This is a genomic window from Falsiroseomonas sp., assembly GCF_041690465.1.
GTDB lineage: Bacteria > Pseudomonadota > Alphaproteobacteria > Acetobacterales > Acetobacteraceae > Falsiroseomonas.
Map to the genome: position 1 here is coordinate 15,616 of NZ_JAWLHG010000010.1, position 15,804 is coordinate 31,419.

General features: G+C 71.6%; 12 protein-coding genes. 5 read left to right on the top strand and 7 right to left on the bottom strand.

Annotation, left to right across the window (positions count from 1 at the left end; all coding sequences use genetic code 11):
* Positions 1-15: 15 nt before the first annotated feature.
* Positions 16-1,128, top strand: coding sequence for a PQQ-dependent sugar dehydrogenase (locus tag ACESM1_RS12135; RefSeq protein ID WP_372620389.1), 1,113 nt, complete (start codon positions 16-18; stop codon positions 1,126-1,128).
* Here the strand turns inward: ACESM1_RS12135 and ACESM1_RS12140 are convergent, their stop codons facing one another.
* Positions 1,129-3,114: an acetyl/propionyl/methylcrotonyl-CoA carboxylase subunit alpha gene (locus ACESM1_RS12140; protein ID WP_372620391.1), complete on the bottom strand. Its 1,986-nt coding sequence runs from the start codon at positions 3,112-3,114 to the stop codon at positions 1,129-1,131. It abuts the gene before it with no gap.
* A complete protein-coding gene (locus tag ACESM1_RS12145) occupies positions 3,111-4,727 on the bottom strand; it encodes a carboxyl transferase domain-containing protein (RefSeq protein ID WP_372620393.1) in 1,617 nt (538 codons plus the stop codon). The genes ACESM1_RS12140 and ACESM1_RS12145 overlap by 4 nt, the downstream gene beginning before the upstream one ends.
* Before the next feature lie 133 nt (positions 4,728-4,860).
* On the opposite strand from ACESM1_RS12145, the gene ilvE reads away from it, so the two are divergent.
* Entirely contained in the window at positions 4,861-5,769 is a 909-nt protein-coding gene (gene ilvE, locus ACESM1_RS12150; protein ID WP_372620394.1) for a branched-chain-amino-acid transaminase, read from the top strand.
* 132 nt (positions 5,770-5,901) lie between these two features.
* On the top strand, positions 5,902-6,531 hold the full coding sequence (locus tag ACESM1_RS12155) for a DUF1080 domain-containing protein (RefSeq protein WP_372620396.1): 630 nt from the start codon (positions 5,902-5,904) through the stop codon (positions 6,529-6,531).
* 13 nt (positions 6,532-6,544) lie between these two features.
* On the opposite strand, the gene ACESM1_RS12160 is transcribed toward ACESM1_RS12155, so the two are convergent.
* The 3 genes from ACESM1_RS12160 to ACESM1_RS12170 all read right to left on the bottom strand — a co-directional run bounded on the left by ACESM1_RS12160 (position 6,545) and on the right by ACESM1_RS12170 (position 11,887).
* Positions 6,545-8,596 (bottom strand): hydantoinase/oxoprolinase family protein, encoded by a 2,052-nt coding sequence (locus tag ACESM1_RS12160; protein ID WP_372620397.1) that lies wholly within the window; start codon positions 8,594-8,596, stop codon positions 6,545-6,547.
* Positions 8,593-10,194, bottom strand: coding sequence for a hydantoinase B/oxoprolinase family protein (locus tag ACESM1_RS12165; protein WP_372620399.1), 1,602 nt, complete (start codon positions 10,192-10,194; stop codon positions 8,593-8,595). Before ACESM1_RS12165 ends, ACESM1_RS12160 begins: the two co-directional genes overlap by 4 nt.
* Positions 10,195-10,264: 70 nt before the next feature.
* Positions 10,265-11,887 carry a thiamine pyrophosphate-binding protein gene (locus ACESM1_RS12170; protein WP_372620401.1) on the bottom strand — a complete coding sequence of 541 codons (1,623 nt, stop codon included), beginning with the start codon at positions 11,885-11,887 and terminating at the stop codon, positions 10,265-10,267.
* Positions 11,888-12,007: 120 nt separating this feature from the next.
* Between ACESM1_RS12170 and ACESM1_RS12175 the strand changes: the two genes are divergently transcribed.
* Together ACESM1_RS12175 and ACESM1_RS12180 are read left to right on the top strand one after the other, a co-directional pair.
* Positions 12,008-12,754: an SDR family NAD(P)-dependent oxidoreductase gene (locus tag ACESM1_RS12175; protein WP_372620402.1), complete on the top strand. Its 747-nt coding sequence runs from the start codon at positions 12,008-12,010 to the stop codon at positions 12,752-12,754.
* A 118-nt stretch (positions 12,755-12,872) separates the two neighbouring features.
* Positions 12,873-13,280 carry a hypothetical protein gene (locus ACESM1_RS12180; protein ID WP_372620404.1) on the top strand — a complete coding sequence of 136 codons (408 nt, stop codon included), beginning with the start codon at positions 12,873-12,875 and terminating at the stop codon, positions 13,278-13,280.
* A 17-nt stretch (positions 13,281-13,297) separates the two neighbouring features.
* On the opposite strand, the gene ACESM1_RS12185 is transcribed toward ACESM1_RS12180, so the two are convergent.
* Together ACESM1_RS12185 and ACESM1_RS12190 are read right to left on the bottom strand one after the other, a co-directional pair.
* Entirely contained in the window at positions 13,298-14,929 is a 1,632-nt protein-coding gene (locus ACESM1_RS12185; RefSeq protein ID WP_372620406.1) for a GMC family oxidoreductase, read from the bottom strand.
* Positions 14,926-15,705 (bottom strand): SDR family NAD(P)-dependent oxidoreductase, encoded by a 780-nt coding sequence (locus tag ACESM1_RS12190; RefSeq protein WP_372620407.1) that lies wholly within the window; start codon positions 15,703-15,705, stop codon positions 14,926-14,928. Before ACESM1_RS12190 ends, ACESM1_RS12185 begins: the two co-directional genes overlap by 4 nt.
* Positions 15,706-15,804: the final 99 nt, after the last annotated feature.

Sequence of the window (15,804 nt, forward strand, 5' to 3'; positions counted from 1 at the left end):
ACGCGCCGGGGCCTCGTGCGCCTGCTCTTCGCTGCTGCCCTGCTGCTGCCGGCCTGCGCCCAGGCACAGCCGCGGGAAGTCCAGACCTCGGCCGGCACCGTGCGGGTGGAGGTGCTGGCGGATGGGCTGGTGCATCCCTGGGCGGTGGCCGTGCTGCCGGATGGCCGCCTGTTGGTGACGGAACGGCCGGGCCGGTTGCGATTGGTCTCCCGCCAGGGCGAGCTCTCGCCGCCGCTGGACGGCGTGCCGGAGGTCTTCGCCCGTCGCCAGGGCGGGCTGCTCGACGTGGCGCTCGATCCCGACTTCGCCGGCAATCGCCGCATCTACCTGTCCTACGCCGAGCCGGGCGAGGGCGGCACCGCCGGCACCGCCGTCGCGCGCGGCCGGCTGAACGCCGAGGCCACCGCGCTGGAGGAGGTGCGGGTGATCTGGCGGCAGCAGCCGAAGGTGGAGGGCGGCAACCACTTCGGATCGCGCCTGGTCTTCGCGCCGGACGGCAGGCTCATCGTGACGCTCGGCGACCGCTACGAATTCGACCCGGCGCAGGACCTCTCGGGCACCATCGGCATGGTGGTGCGCATCGAGCCGGATGGCGGCGTGCCGCCAGACAATCCGTTCGTGAACCGGAGCAACGCGCGGCCGGAGATCTGGTCCTATGGCCACCGCAACATCCAGGCCGCGGCGATCCACCCCGAGACCGGCGCGCTCTGGGTCGCCGAGATGGGGCCGCGCGGCGGTGACGAGCTCAACCTGGTGGAAGCCGGGCGCAACTACGGCTGGCCGCTGGTGAGCTGGGGCCGCCACTACAGCGGCCAGGGCATCCCGGACCCGCCGACGCGCCCGGACCTGGCCGGCTCCGTGCACCAGTGGACGCCGGTGATCGCGCCCTCGGGCATGGTGTTCTACACAGGCGAGGCCTTCCCCGGCTGGCGCGGCGACATGCTGATCGGCGGCCTCAGGGCACAGGGCATCGTGCGGCTGCGGCTGGCGGATGGCGGCGTGCAGAACGAGGAGCGCATCGCGCTCGGCGCCCGCATCCGCGACGTAGCGCAGGCACCGGACGGCGCTATCCTGGCGCTCACCGACCAATCCAACGGCCAGGTGCTGCGGCTGTCGCCCGTGCGGTAGTCAGCTTCCGCCGGCGGGCTCCAGCGTCACCAGCTCGGCGCCGTCCTCCACCAGGTCGCCGACGGCGCAGCGCACCGCGCCGATGATGCCTTCGGCGGGGGCGGTGATGCGCATCTGCACCTTCATCGCCTCCAGCACCAGCAGCACCGCGCCGCGCGCGACGGCATCGCCCGGCGCGACCAGCAGCTGCAGCACCCGCCCCGGCATCGGCGCGACGACACGCCCGCCCGCGCTGTCCGCCTCGCCCGAAGGTGCGCGCGGATCGAGGTGGCGCATCTCATGCGTCGCGCCGCTGAGGATGACGGCGAGCGCATCGCCGTCGCGCAACACCCGTGCGCGGATCACGACACCGTCGAGCGCGCAGGTGAGCGCATCGCCATCCCAGCGCGCGCCCGCGATGCGGGCGGCGCCGCCGGGCAGGTCGAGCACGAGGCCGTTGCCGAGATGCGCGCGGATGGTCGCCTGGTCCTCGCCGTCCAGCAGCAGAAAATCCTGCCAGCCTTCGCCGTTCAGCCGCCAGGCATTGGCAAGGCCCCAGGGCGAACGCGGATCGGCGGGATCGCTGAACGACTCGTCGCGCAGCAGCCGCAGCACGGCGGCGGCCAGCGCGCCGCGCGGCGCCGCCTCCTGCCGCGCCAGCAGCGCCTCGCCATGGCGCGCGATGAAGCCGGTGTCGAGTTCCGCCGCCGCGAAGGCGGGATGCGCTGAGATGGCGCGCAGCAGCGGCAGGTTGGTGCGCACGCCCGCCACCTCCGAGGCCGCCAGCGCGCGCAGAAGCCGGCGCCGCGCTTCCTCGCGATCCGCGCCATGGGCGATGAGCTTGGCGATCATCGGATCATAGTGGATGGGAATGGCGTCGCCGGTGCGCACGCCGGCATCCACGCGGATGCCGGGCAGGCCCTCCGGCAGCGCCAGGTGGCGCAGCGTGCCGACGCTCGGCGCGAAGTCGCGCGTCGGATCCTCGGCATAGAGCCGCACCTCGATCGCGTGGCCGGCGATGCGCAGCTCCTGCTGCGCCAGCGGCAGCGCCTCGCCGCCGGCGACGCGCAGCTGCCATTCCACCAGGTCGAGGCCGGTGATCGCCTCCGTCACGGGATGCTCCACCTGCAGGCGCGTGTTCATCTCCATGAAGGCGAAGGTGTCGCCTTCCGATATGAACTCCACGGTGCCGGCGCCGACATAGCCGATGGCGCGCGCCGCATCGCAGGCCGCCTTGCCCATGGCGGCGCGGCGTTCCGCCGTCATCCCTGGCGCCGGGGCCTCCTCCACCACCTTCTGGTGCCGCCGCTGGATCGAGCAGTCGCGCTCGAACAGGTGCACGATATTGCCGTGGCCATCGGCGAAGACCTGGATCTCGATGTGCCGCGGCCTCGTCAGGTAGCGCTCCAGCAGCAGCCGGTCGTCGCCGAAGGCCGAGGCCGCTTCGCCCCGCGCCAGCGTCAGCGCCTCATCCAGTTCGGAGGCATCCTGGGCGATCTTCATCCCCTTGCCGCCGCCGCCGGCGCTGGCCTTGACCAGGATGGGAAAACCGATGCGCTGCGCCGCCGCGCGCAGCGTCGCGTCCGACTGGTCCTCGCCGTGGTAGCCCGGCACCAGCGGCACGCCCGCCCGCTCCATGAGCACCTTCGCCGCGGCCTTGCTGCCCATGGCGCGGATGGCGGCAGGCGGCGGTCCGACGAAGACGAGGCCCGCGGCCGCACAGGCTTCGGCGAATTCCGCATTCTCGGAGAGGAAGCCGTAGCCGGGATGGATGGCTTCCGCGCCGGTGGCGCGTGCGGCGTCGAGCAGCGCGGGGATGTTCAGGTAGCTCTCGCGCGCCGGCGCCGGGCCGATATTGATCGCCGCATCCGCCATCGCGACATGCATTGCGCCCGCATCGGCCTCTGAGAACACCGCAACGGTGCGCAGCCCCATGCGCCGCGCCGTGCGGATGACGCGGCAGGCGATCTCGCCGCGATTGGCGATGAGCAGGGTCTGGAAGCTCACGTGCGGAAGATCCCGAAGCGCGGCTCGCCGCCCCAGCCCGCCACGGGGTTGTTGCGCGCCGCCGAGAGGCACAGGGCGAGCGTCATCCGCGTATCCTCCGGCGCGATCACGCCATCGTCCCAGATGCGTGCGGAAGCGTAGGTCGGGTTGCCCTGCGCCTCGTACTGCGCCTCGATCGGCGCCTTGAATTTCCGCTCCTCCTCGGCGGGCCACTCCCCGCCCTTCGCCTCGATCGCGTCGCGCCGGATCTGCGCCAGCACGCTCGCCGCCTGGGTGCCGCCCATCACGCTGATCCGCGCATTGGGCCACATGAACAGGAACCTCGGGGAATAGGCGCGGCCGCACATGCCGTAGTTGCCCGCGCCGAAGCTGCCGCCGATGATCACCGTGAATTTCGGCACGCGTGCGGTGGCGACCGCGGTGACCATCTTCGCGCCGTCCTTGGCGATGCCGCCGGCCTCGTATTTGCGGCCGACCATGAAGCCGGTGATGTTCTGCAGGAACACCAGCGGAATGCCGCGCTGGTCGCAGAGCTCGATGAAATGCGCGCCCTTCTGCGCGCTCTCGCTGAACAGCACGCCGTTGTTGGCGACGATGCCGACGCGATAGCCCCAGATCCGGGCGAAGCCGGTGACGAGCGTCGGGCCGTAGAGCGGCTTGAACTCGTCGAACTCGCTGCCGTCCACGATGCGGGAAATCACCTCGCGCACGTCATAGGGCTCGCGCACATCCGCCGGCACCACGCCGCCGATGTCGCCGTGCAGCGGCTCGCGCGGCGGCGCCGGCTCGTCGAAGCCGGCGGGCTTGGCGCGGTTCAGCCCCGCCACGATGCGGCGCGCAAGGCCCAGCGCATGCGCATCGCTCTCCGCCAGGTGGTCCGTCACGCCGGATGTGCGGCTGTGCAGGTCGCCGCCGCCGAGATCCTCCGCCGTCACCACCTCGCCGGTCGCCGCCTTCACCAGCGGCGGGCCGCCGAGGAAGATGGTGCCCTGGTTGCGCACGATGATCGCCTGGTCCGACATCGCCGGCACATAGGCGCCGCCGGCGGTGCAGCTGCCCATCACCACCGCGATCTGCGGAATGCCGGCCGCCGACATCTGTGCCTGGTTGAAGAAGATGCGCCCGAAATGGTCGCGGTCGGGGAAGACCTCGTCCTGGTTCGGCAGGTTCGCCCCGCCGCTGTCCACCAGGTAGATGCAGGGCAGCTGGTTCTGCTGCGCGATCTCCTGCGCGCGCAGGTGCTTCTTCACGGTGATCGGGTAGTAGGTGCCGCCCTTCACCGTCGCGTCGTTGGCGACAATCACGCATTCGCGCCCGGCGACACGGCCGATGCCGGTGATGATCCCGGCAGCCGGGATCTCCTCGCCATACATCCCCTGCGCCGCGAGCTGGGAGAATTCCAGGAAGGGCGAGGCGGGATCGATCAGCGTGCGGATGCGCTCCCGCGGCAACAGCTTTCCCCTGCCGAGATGCCGCTGCCTGGCCTGTTCGCCGCCGCCCTCCCGCACCTTCTCCACCGTCGCGCGCAGCTGCGCGACCAGCGCGGCCATGGCGGCTGCGTTCGCGCGGAAGGCTTCGGACCGCGGATCGGCGGTGCTGGCGATCACGGCCATGGGCGGGCCCTGCGCATCGTCTCTCCTCCCCTCGGGCGGTCCATCGGGCACCGGGCGCGAGCCGCCGTCAATGGCTTGCCGGAACCCGCGCGCGCAACCAGACTCGCCGCGCCGCGACAGGAGAGCAAGCAGCATGTGGCAGGCCCGCACCATCATCCACAACGGCCGCGCCATCCCGTTCGAGGACGCACGCATCCACCCGCTCGCGCTCGGCGTCGCCTTCGGCATCGCGGTGTTCGAGGGGCTGCGCGCCTATCGCCACCCGACCACCGGCGCCTTCACCGTCTTCCGGCTGGACGAGCATCTGGCCCGCCTCGGCCAGGGCATGAAGGTGCTGCGCCTGGCCGACCCGCCGCCGCTCGATGTGCTGCGCCAGGCGGTGCTCGACGTCATCCGACTGAACGAGCCCGACGACGATGCCTATCTGCGCGTGCAGGTGCAGATCGAGGGCATGGGCATGATGGCCACCACCGGTCCCGTCGGCTGGATCGCCGCCGCGCTGCCGCGCGAGCGCAGCACGAAATTCGCCACCGGCCTGGCCGCGCAGGTCTCCTCCTGGACGCGGCTGCCGGACAACGCGATGCCGCCGCGCGTGAAGGCGAGCGCGAACTACCATGCCGGGCGCCTCGCCACCTTGCAGGCCAAGGCCGATGGCTATGACAGCGCCATCCTGCTGACGCAGCGTGGCAAGGTCAGCGAGGCTGCCGCCGCCTGCCTGTTCCTGGTGCGCGACGGCGTGCTGGCGACGCCCAGCCGCAGCAGCGACATCCTGGAGAGCATCACGCGCGAGACGGTGATCACGCTCGCGCGCGAGCTTGGTCTTCCCTTCGAGGAACGCGAGGTGGACCGCACCGAGCTCTACGTCGCCGACGAGGTCTTCCTCTGCGGCACGGGCCAGGAACTTGTGCCGGTGACCAGCGTGGACCGCCTGCCGGTCGGCAGCGGCACGCCGGGCGCGATCACGCAGCGCCTGCAGGCGGCCTATGAAGGCGTGGTGCGGGGCACCACGGATGCGCATCCGGAATGGCGGACACCGGTGTAGCCCGCGCCCGATCCCAGGTTCCGATTGAACCCCGGCGAGGAAGGGCGATAGGCTCGCCGCGCCGGGTCAGCCAGTGCGCTTCGCGAATGACGGAGCCGCACGCCTGCATGCAGGCGCCAGGAGGAAACCGGGATGAATCGTCGATCGCTCAACATGGGCTTGTCGCTGCTGGCCGCCTCGGCCGGCCTGGGACACTGGCGCGGGGCCTTCGGGCAGGGCGGCGGATGGACCAGCCTGTTCAACGGGCGGGATCTCGAAGGCTGGAACCGCATCGGCGACGCCAATTGGCGGGTCGAGAACGGCATGATGGTCGCCGACCGGGGCAACGGCATGCTGGTGTCGGCGCAATCCTATGGCGATTTCCAGCTTCGCCTCGAGTTCTGGGTCGAGACCAGCACCAACAGCGGAATCTTCATCCGGGTCAGCGATCCGTCCTCGATCAACTCCTCGAACGCCTACGAGGTGAACATCTGGGACGAGCGGCCGGAGCCGAAATACGGAACCGGCGCCATCGTGGACGTCGCGGCGGTGGATCCCATGCCGAAGGCCGGCGGGCGCTGGAACGAATACGACATCACCGCGCGCGGCGACCGCTTCACCGTGCTGCTGAACGGGCAGAAGACGGTGGATGCGGCGCAGGACGGCAGGTTCGCCTCCGGTCCCATCGCCCTGCAGCACGGTGCGGGCCTGCGTGACGCGGCCGGCGTGCCGAATGACCGCGGCGTCGTGCGCTTCCGCAAGGTCGAGATCAGGACGCTGTAGCGGGGCAGAGGCGCTACCCGACCTCCACCAGCAGGTTCCGCGCGGCGTCGCAGCTTGCGCGGGCGCCGGGCGGGAGCACCAGCGTGCTCTCGCGCTCCTCGACCATCGCTGGCCCTGCGATCCTCTCGCCGGGTGCGAGGGCGGCGCGGTCGTACAGCGCCGCCTCGATGAAGCGACCGCCGAACCAGGCGGGCCGGCTTCCCTTCCGTGCGATCCCCGTGGTGGAAGGCATGGCGGCGAGGTCGATCGTCGGCGTCGGCCCGCTGACGGTTACGCGCCAGCCGACGCATTCCACCGGCAGCCCCGCCTCGATGCGCCCGTAGAGGCGGCGGTACTCGGCTTCGAAGGCGGCACGCATGGCGTCGCGGTCCAGCGCAGCGATCGTGGCCTCCACCTGGTAGCCCTGGCCGGCATAGCGCATCGCGGCGCGGATCGTCGTCTCCGCGGCCTCCACGCCGGCCTCGGCGACCAGCGCGCGGCCTTCCGCCGTCATCCCGTCCAGCATCGTGCGCAGCGCATCGAGGTCGAGCGTCGCCAGCGGCGCCACCTGGCCGCGCAGCAGCGCGAAGCTGATCGGCGCGGCGAGGAAGCCGAAGGCCGAGGCCACACCCGCGCCGGCCGGCACCACCAGCCGCCCGATGCCGAGCTTGCGCGCCACCTCCACGGCATGCACCGGGCCCGCACCGCCGATCGGCACCAGCGTGTAGCCCTCGATCCGCCGCGCCTTCTCCAGCGCATGGATCGCAGCCGCCTGCGCCATGGAGGTGTTGACCGTCTCGTGCACCGCCCAGGCCGCCTCCACCGCCGAGAGGCCGAGCGGCGCGCCCAGACGTTCGCCCACCGCCGCCTCGGCGGCCGCAACGTCGAGCCGCATCTCGCCGCCGAGGAAGCTGTCCGCCGCCAGGTAGCCCAGCAGCAGGTCGCAATCCGTCACCGTCGGCTCGCGCCCGCCCAGGCCGTAGCAGGCTGGCCCCGGATCGCTGCTCGCGCTGTCCGGCCCGACGCGCACCAGCCCGAGCGCATCCACGCGCGCGATGGAGCCGCCGCCGGCGCCGATCTCGATCATCTCGACCACCGGCACCTTCAGCGGCAGGCCGCTGCCCTTGCGGAAGCGATCGACGCGGGAAACCTCGAAATCCAGGCTGCGCTGCGGCTGGCCGCCATCGATCAGCGCGGCCTTCGCGGTGGTGCCGCCCATGTCGAAGCAGAGGATGTCCGGCGCGCCGGCGGCCTCGCCATACACGCGCGTCGCCTGCACGCCGCCGGCGGGGCCGGACTGCACCAGGCGGATCGGGTGCCGCGCCGCCACGTCGCGCGCGACGGTGCCGCCATCCGACAGCATCAGGAACAGCGGCCCGGTCACGCCCGCCGCGCGCAGCCCTTCGTCCAGCCGCGCCAGGTAGCGCGCGAAGACCGGCAGCACATAGGCATTGGCGATGGTGGTGGAGCCGCGCTCGTATTCGCCGATCTCCGGCACCAGCTCGCCGGAGAGGCACACGGCCAGTTCCGGCGCTTCCTCCGCGACGAGCTCGGCGATGCGGCGCTCATGCGCGGGATTGACGAAGGCGTGCAGCAGGCAGACCGCCAGCGCCTGCACGCCGGCCTCGCGCAGCGCGCGGATGGCGGCGCGCGCGGCATTCTCGTCGAGCGGCGTCTTCACGCTGCCATCCGGCATCAGCCGTTCCGGCACCTCCAGGCGCAGCCGGCGCGGCACCAGCGGATCGGGGCGGCGCATGAACAGGTCGTAGGTGTCGTGCCGCATCTCCGTGCCGATCTCCTGCACGTCGCGGAAGCCCTGCGTCGTCAGGAAGCCGGTCGGCACGCCGCGGCGCTCGATCAGCGCATTGGCGACCAGCGTGGTGCCATGGATGACGTGGCGCACCTGATCCGGACGGACGCCGTGCCGCGCCAGCAGGCCGGAGATACCCTCCAGCACCGCCTGTTCCGGCGCATGCGGCGTGGTCAGCACCTTGCCGTTGAACAGCCGCCCGTCGCGCGTGTCGAGCATCACGAGGTCGGTGAAGGTGCCGCCGATATCCACGCCGATGCGGTAGGGAGCGCTCACGCCGTGTAGCCCTCCGCCGCATCCCGCGCGCGATCCTCGGCGCTGCGCCGCGCCGGATCGCCGAAGCCGCCGCCGCCCGGCGTCTCGAAGGTGATGGTGTCGCCCGGGGCAAGCACGATGCGCGCCTTCGCCGCCACCTGAGTCCCGTTCACCAGGTCGCGCCCGCCGCGCCCCGCGCCGCCGCCGAGCAGCCCGCGCGGCGGATGCTGCACGCGCTCGTGGCGATAGGTCGCGATCACCGGCTTCGCGCCCACCACCTGGAATCCGATGCGCTGGCCGAGGCCGCCGCGCCGTTCGCCATCGCCACCGCTGCCGGGGATCAGCGCCTTCTCGGTGATCAGCATCGGCGCCGCGTTCTCGAATTGCTCCACCGGCTGCGTCGCGACGTTCGAGGGGAAGGAGAGGCAGGAGGGCCCGTCATGGGAGGCCGCGGCACCGTGGCCGCCATTCATGAAGAACATGCGCACGAAACGGCGGCCATCCGGCTGCTCGCCGGTGAAATACACGTTCCACAGCGGGCCGCCGGATTCCGCGATCACCCGCTCCGGGATCAGCTTGCCGAGCGCAGCCAGCACCAGCATCGGCAGGTAGTGCCCGGTCAGGTGGCGCCCCCAGACCGGCGCTGGCCGGCGCGGATTCACGATGCTGCCTTCCGGCGCGATCAGCGTGATCGGGCGGAAGCTGCCGTCGTTGTTCGGCGTCTGCGGGTCGAAGGCGCATTTCACCGCGTAGTGCGAATAGGCGCGGCTGAAGTTCAGCGGCGAGTTGACCGGCCGGGCGATCTGCGGATCGGTGCCGCGAAAATCCAGCGTGATGTCCTCGCCCCTGATCGCGACACGCAGGCGGATGGTGACGGGATGCTCGAAGCCGTCCGCCGTCACCTCGTCCGTCACCTCGCCATCCGGCACGGCGGCGATGGCGCTGCGCATCGCGCGTTCGGAGCGCGCGAAGATCTCGGCGGCCAGCGCGTCGAGCTCCGCGATGCCTTCCTCCTCCAGGATGCGGAACAGCCGCGGCTCGGCCTGGTCGTACATGGCGAACTGCGCGCGGATGTCGCCCAGCGCCTCGTCGGGCTGGCGGAGATTGGCTTCGAGGAAGCCGACGACATCCTCGTTCTCCTCGCCGCGCCGCAGGATCTTCGCGACCGGGATGGTCAGCCCTTCCTCCCAGGCATCGCGCGCCTCCACGGAAGGCGCGCCGCCGATGTCGGTGCAGTGGAAGGTGCTGCCGATCCAGGCGGCGATCCGGCCATTCCCCTCCCCTGGGCGGAACAGCGGCTTGATCATGGTGATGTCGTTGAGGTGCCCCGTGCCGTGATAGCCGTCATTGCTGATCAGCACGTCGCCGGGCGCAAGCGTGTGCGGCGGATAGCGCCGCAGCATCACCGCGAGCGTGCGCGGCATGGTGCCGACGAAGCTCGGCACGGAACGCGAGGATTGCGCCACCTGCCGCCCGGCGCTGTCCATCAGCCCGACCGCCATGTCCCAGTTGTCGCGCACGACGGAGGAGAAGGAGGTGCGGACGAAGGTCTCCGCCGCCTCGTCCATCAGCCCACACAGGCGCGCCCAGGCGGTGCCCAGCCGGAGCGCGGGGATCATGTGCGCCTCCGATTCAGCTCTCCGGTGCTCGGCCCCTTCAGGGCCTGCGCCCTGCGACCATCGGAGGCGATCATCCGCGCATCGCCTGCAGCTGCGCCGGGTAGCCGGCGGGGTCCACATGCACGTCGATCAGCGAGGGCCCCTCCACTGCCAGCGCCGCGTCCAGTGCCGCGCGGTACTCCGCGGCATCGGTCGCCACGAAGCCCTTCACGCCGAAGCCTTCCGCAACCCTGGCGAAGTCGGGCCGCGCCCAGCGCACGCCGGCCGGCGGCAGCTGGCGACTCTGCTGCTTGATGTCGATCAGCGACAGCGCCGCGTCGTTGAACACCACCGTCACCAGCCTCGCGCCGGTATCCGCGGCCGTCGCAAGTTCGCCCGCCACCATCATCAGCCCGCCATCGCCGGTGAAGGCGATCGCGCCGCGCGCCGGGTCGTGCAGCGCCGCGGCGATGCCTGCCGGCAGCGCGAAGCCCATCGAGGCGAGGCCGTTCGAGATCAGCAGGTCGCGCGGCGCCTCGCAGTCCCAGAACGCGGTGGCGGAGAACATGTGCGCGCCGGCATCCACCGTCACGCGCGGCGCGCGCCCGGCGGAGCGCGCGGCCGCCTGCGCCAGCCGCACGATATCGGGCGGCGCGACGCCGCCCTCCCCTGCCCACGCCATCGCGGCCAGCGCATCGGCGCGGTAGCGCGCGATCTCCGGCGCCGGCCAGTCGGAGGCGCGCGCGGCGCGGACCAGCCGCTTCAGCGAGCCGGCGATCGGGCCGTGCATCGTCGCCGCCGGCTCCACGTAGCGCACGGGATGCGGCCGTAGCGCGACATCCACCACCGGCGCCGCATAGCGCCAGGGCTGCAGGATCAGCTCCACGGGATCGAGCCCGATGGTCAGGACAAGGTCCGCCGCATTGACGCAGGGCGCTTCCAGCGTGCCGCCGGTGAAGATGCCGGCATGCAGCGGATGCGCATCCGGCAGCACGCCCTTCGCCTTGTAGGTGACCAGCACCGGCGCCTGCAGCACCTCCGCCAATTCCCGGATCGCTGCCGCGGCGCCTGACTCGGCCGCTTCAAGCCCCACCACCAGCACCGGCCGCCGCGATCGCGCAAGATGCGCCGCGCCATGGCCGATATCGGGCGGCACATCCTCCGCCAGCCGGCGCGGCGTGGCGCTGCCGGGCGCCCGCCGCGCTGCCTCGCCGGTCAGGTCCAGATGCACCGGCCGCCGCTCGCTCTGCGCCAGGTCGAGCAGCGCCGCGATCCCCGCCGCAGGCGCGGTGCCCTCCCCGCGCGCATAGCCGACGACGTAGGGCGCGCTCGCCGCGCGCTGGTCGAACACCTGATGCGTGACATAGCCGAGCTGCTTCTGCGTGAAGCCGTCCGAGACCAGCACCACCGGGGCGCGTTCCAGGCTGGCGCAGGCCATCCCGTTCAGCGCATTCGCCAGGCCAGGCCCCTTGGTCGTCAGCACCACGCCCGGTGCGCCGGTGAGCTCGGCTTCCGCCAGCGCGCCCATCACGGCCGCGCCCTCATGCTTCGCCAGCACGAAGCGCAGACCGTGGCGCCCCATGCCGTTCAGCAGGTCGAGCGAGCTGCCGCCGCCGGGCACCCCCCAGATGCGCTTCGTGCCGCGCCGCGCGAATTCCGCCAGCAGCGCCTCCGCCACCGTCTCCGCCACACCTGCGCGAGCTCCATCCGGCATCGATTGCCCTCCCGATCACCTTGGCGCGGTTATGCACCGCGCTTACCGGGGCGTCACCCTGCCCGGCTTGCCAGGGCGCGGACAGGGTTCTCCCATGGGCGCGGCAACGGAGGAATGCAGATGGGCGATTTCGCAGGCAAGCGCGTGCTGGTGGCGGGCGGCAGCAAGGGAATCGGGCGCTCCGTCGCGCTCTGCTTCGCGCGGCAGGGCGCTGCCGTTTCGATCTGCGCCCGCGGCGCCGAGGCGCTGGAGGCGACGCGCGCCGAGATCGCCGCCCTCGGCGTGAAGGCGCATGCGATGGCCGCGGACCTGTCCAAGGCCGAGGCCGTCGCCGCCTGGGTCGAAGGCGCGGCCGCAGCACTCGGCGGCGTGGACGTGCTGGTGAACAATGCCAGCGGCTTCGGCAGCCAGGATACGGAGGAGGATTGGGCGAAGGGCCTCAACGTGGACGTGATGGCGACCGTGCGCGCCAGCCGCGCCGCGGCGCCGCATCTGCGCGCGGCGAAGGGCTGCATCGTCAACGTCACCTCGATCTCCGGCTTCCGCCCCTCGCGCCGCACGCCGGCCTATGCGGCGGTGAAGGCGCTGCTGGTGAACTACACCTCGAGCCAGGCCGCCGCCTTCGCCGAGCACGGCGTGCGCGTGAACGCGGTCGCGCCCGGCTCCATCGAGTTCCCCGGCGGCAGCTGGGAAGCGCGGCGGACCGGCGACCCGGCGCTCTACAACCGCATCCTCGGCTCCATCCCCTTCGGCCGGCTCGGCACGCCGGAGGAGGTGGCGGAGGTGGTGATGTTCCTCGCCAGTCCGGCGGCGCGCTGGGTGACCGGGCAGACCATCATCGTCGATGGCGGGCAGATGCTGGGTTGAGTGTTTCGTGCGTGACACCAGGCCTGTCACGCACGCAACCCGATTCCTGTGCCTCCGGCATCATCCTGAAACAAAGGGGCGCGAAACAGCGGGCACCGACGATCCGGAGGAAACCGTCATGTCCCGTCTTCCCGTCCTGTTCCTGATCACCGCCGCCACCTGTCTGGTGGCCGGCGTCACGCTCGGCATCGGCATGGGCATGGCGCATGACTATCGGCTGATGCCGGTGCATGCGCACACCAACCTGGTGGGCTGGACCTCGCTGGCGCTGATGGGGCTGACGCTGCGCGCCTGGCCTGAACTCGCCATCGGGCGGCTGGCGATGGTGCAGTTCGTGCTGTCCGCCGGCTCGGCGCTCGCCTTCGCGCCGGGCGTGTACCTGGCGGTGATCCACGAGGCACCGGGCCTCGCCATCGCGGCCGGCATGGTCTGGCTCGCCGGCGCCCTGCTGTTCCTCGGCCGCCTCGTGCATCTCGCCTTCGCCGACGCGCCGCGCCGCCTGCCGGCCGGGCTGGCCGCCGAGTAGCCGTCGCAGGAAGGCGGCTACGCCGCCTCCGCCGCCGCCTCGCGGCCGCGGATGAAGTCCGCGGCCTTCTCCGCGATCATCAGCGTCGTCGCATAGGTGTTGGCCGAGGGCATGCTCGGCATGATCGACGCATCCACCACGCGCAGCGCCTGCATCCCATGCACCAGGAGCCGGTCGCTCACCACGCTGGTCGGGTCGGTCTCCGGGCCCATCCGCGCGGTGCCGATCAGGTGGTAGGTCGTGCTGCCGTTGCGCTTCGAGAAATCCAACAATTCGTCATCGGTCTGCGCCTGCGGGCCGGGCAGCGTCTCCTTCTCCAGGAAGGGCGCGAGCTCCGGCGCGCCGAGCATCCGCCGCAGCAGCCGCATGCCGCCTAGATGCACGCGCACGTCCATGGGATCGGAGAGGTAGTTCGGGTTGATCTCGGGATCCTCGAACACGTTGGCGCTGCGCGCGCGCACCCATCCCGTGCTCTCCGGCCGGTGCTGCCAGGCGCCGGCGGTCACGCCGGGATAGTCGTCGAGGATATAGACCTTGCCCTCCGCGTAGCTGCCCGGCGTGAACACGCATTGCAGGTCCGGCTGGTCCAGCCCCTCGAAGCTCTTCCAGAACACATGCACATGGGATGGCGTGGTCGCCAGGATGTTCGGCCGCCGCATTGCCCAGCGCGCGATCTGCCCGCCGAGCTTCAGCCCGCGGGAGAGCTCGTTCAGCGTCTGCACGCCCGGCTTTGCGCGCATCACGAAGCGCGCCGCGTAGTGGTCGCGGAAGTTCGATCCCACGCCACGCAATTCGTGCACCACCGGCACGCCGAGCCTGCCCAGCAGGTCCGCCGGCCCGACGCCCGAGACCTGCAGCAGCCGCGCCGTGTTCACCGTGCCCGCCGAGACGATCACCTCCCGCCGCGCGCGCACTTCCTTCAGCGGCGCGCCGGCCGCGGCCAGATACTGCACGCCCACTGCCCGCTTGCCCTCGAACAGGATGCGGCTGGCGCGCGCATTGGTGCGCACCTCCAGGTTCTTCCGCGTCATCGCCGGCTTGAGGAAGGCACGCGCGGCGGAGACGCGCCGGCCCTTGTGGATGGTGCGCTGGTAATAGCCGACGCCCGCCTGGTCGCCGCAATTGTAGTCCCGCGCGCGGGGAATCCCGAGGCCGAGGCAGCCCTGGATGAAGGCCTCCGACACCGGGTTGATCCAGTCCATGTCGGTGACCGGGATCGCGCCTTCGTTGCGCCCGCGCGTCTCGTCGCAGGTGCCGATGCGGTTCTCGCTGCGGCGGTAGTAGGGCAGGCAATCGGCGTAGCCCCAGCCGCGGTTGCCGCGCTGCGCCCAGGCATCGAGGTCGGCGGGCTGGCCGCGGTTGTAGATCATCCCGTTCACCGAAGACGAACCGCCGAGCGTGCGCCCCTGGATCGTCGCGATGCGCCGCCCGCCGGTGTTCGGAATGCCCTCGGTGCGGAACTGCCAGGTGACGGAGGGGTCGGCCAGCGTCTTCACGAAGCCGGCGGGGATGTGGATGAAGGGATGGCGGTCCGGCGGCCCCGCTTCCAGCACGCAGACCGTGACGCCGGGGTCCTCGGTCAGCCGGTTCGCCAGCACCGACCCGGCGGCGCCGGAGCCGACGATCACGTAGTCGAAGGTATCCGTCACAGGTTCCGCCTTTCCGCGCGCAGAGTGGGAAGTCCGATCCCCGTCGCCTCGAAGCCGCCATCCACCGCGATCACCTGGCCGGTGATGTAGCTGGCGCGCTCGCCGCAGAGGAAGACGATCGTCTCCGCCAGCTCCGTCTCCAGCCCGTAGCGGTTGAGCGGGATGGTGTCGTGATAGTCCTTGCGGATCGCCGGCGTGTGCACAGCCTTGGCCATCGCGGTGTCCACCGGACCCGGCGCCACCGCGTTCACCCTTATGCCGAGCGCGCCGAGCTCCACCGCCTGCTGCTTGGTCAGATGCGCCAGCGCCGCCTTGCTGGTTCCGTAGGCCACCCGCAGCGTGGAAGCGCGCAGGCCGGAGATGGAGGTGATGTTCACCACCGCCCCGCCGCCGCCCTCCGCCATGATCGGCGCCGCGGCATTGGTGCAGAGGAAGGGGCCGGTCAGGTTCACCGCCAGCGTCCGCGCCCATTCCTCCGGCGTCGTCTCTAGCATCGGCTTGAACACCGCCGTGCCGGCATTGTTCACCAGCGCATCGAGCCGGCCGAAATGCTCCGCCGCGCGCCGCACCGAAGCGGGCGCGGCCGCCACGTCAGCCACGTCGCAATGCAGCGCGAGCGTCGCCTCCGGCGCGGCGAGCTCCGCCATGGCGTGGCCGAGCAATTCGCCATCGATGTCGAGCAGCGCGACGCGCCACCCCTCTTCCAGGAAACGGCGTGTCGTGGCCAGCCCGATCCCGCGCCCGGCGCCGGTGACGAGGGCGACCTTCGCCGTCATGGCTCCACGCTCCGCACCGGCATCGCCTGCCTCCCCATGCTCCGCTCGCCCCATGCTTCCACGGCGCCGGCCAAGCGCACAGGGGGCTGCGCTACGCTT

Excerpts from the sequence above, each read along its gene's own strand:
- ACESM1_RS12190 (WP_372620407.1), bottom strand. The coding sequence starts at position 15,705 with ATGACGGCGAAGGTCGCCCTCGTCACCGGCGCCGGGCGCGGGATCGGG.
- ACESM1_RS12145 (WP_372620393.1), bottom strand. The coding sequence starts at position 4,727 with ATGGCCGTGATCGCCAGCACCGCCGATCCGCGGTCCGAAGCCTTCCGC.
- ilvE (WP_372620394.1), top strand. The coding sequence starts at position 4,861 with ATGTGGCAGGCCCGCACCATCATCCACAACGGCCGCGCCATCCCGTTC.
- ACESM1_RS12170 (WP_372620401.1), bottom strand. The coding sequence starts at position 11,887 with ATGCCGGATGGAGCTCGCGCAGGTGTGGCGGAGACGGTGGCGGAGGCG.
- ACESM1_RS12180 (WP_372620404.1), top strand. The coding sequence starts at position 12,873 with ATGTCCCGTCTTCCCGTCCTGTTCCTGATCACCGCCGCCACCTGTCTG.
- ACESM1_RS12175 (WP_372620402.1), top strand. The coding sequence starts at position 12,008 with ATGGGCGATTTCGCAGGCAAGCGCGTGCTGGTGGCGGGCGGCAGCAAG.
- ACESM1_RS12165 (WP_372620399.1), bottom strand. The coding sequence starts at position 10,194 with ATGATCCCCGCGCTCCGGCTGGGCACCGCCTGGGCGCGCCTGTGTGGG.
- ACESM1_RS12155 (WP_372620396.1), top strand. The coding sequence starts at position 5,902 with ATGAATCGTCGATCGCTCAACATGGGCTTGTCGCTGCTGGCCGCCTCG.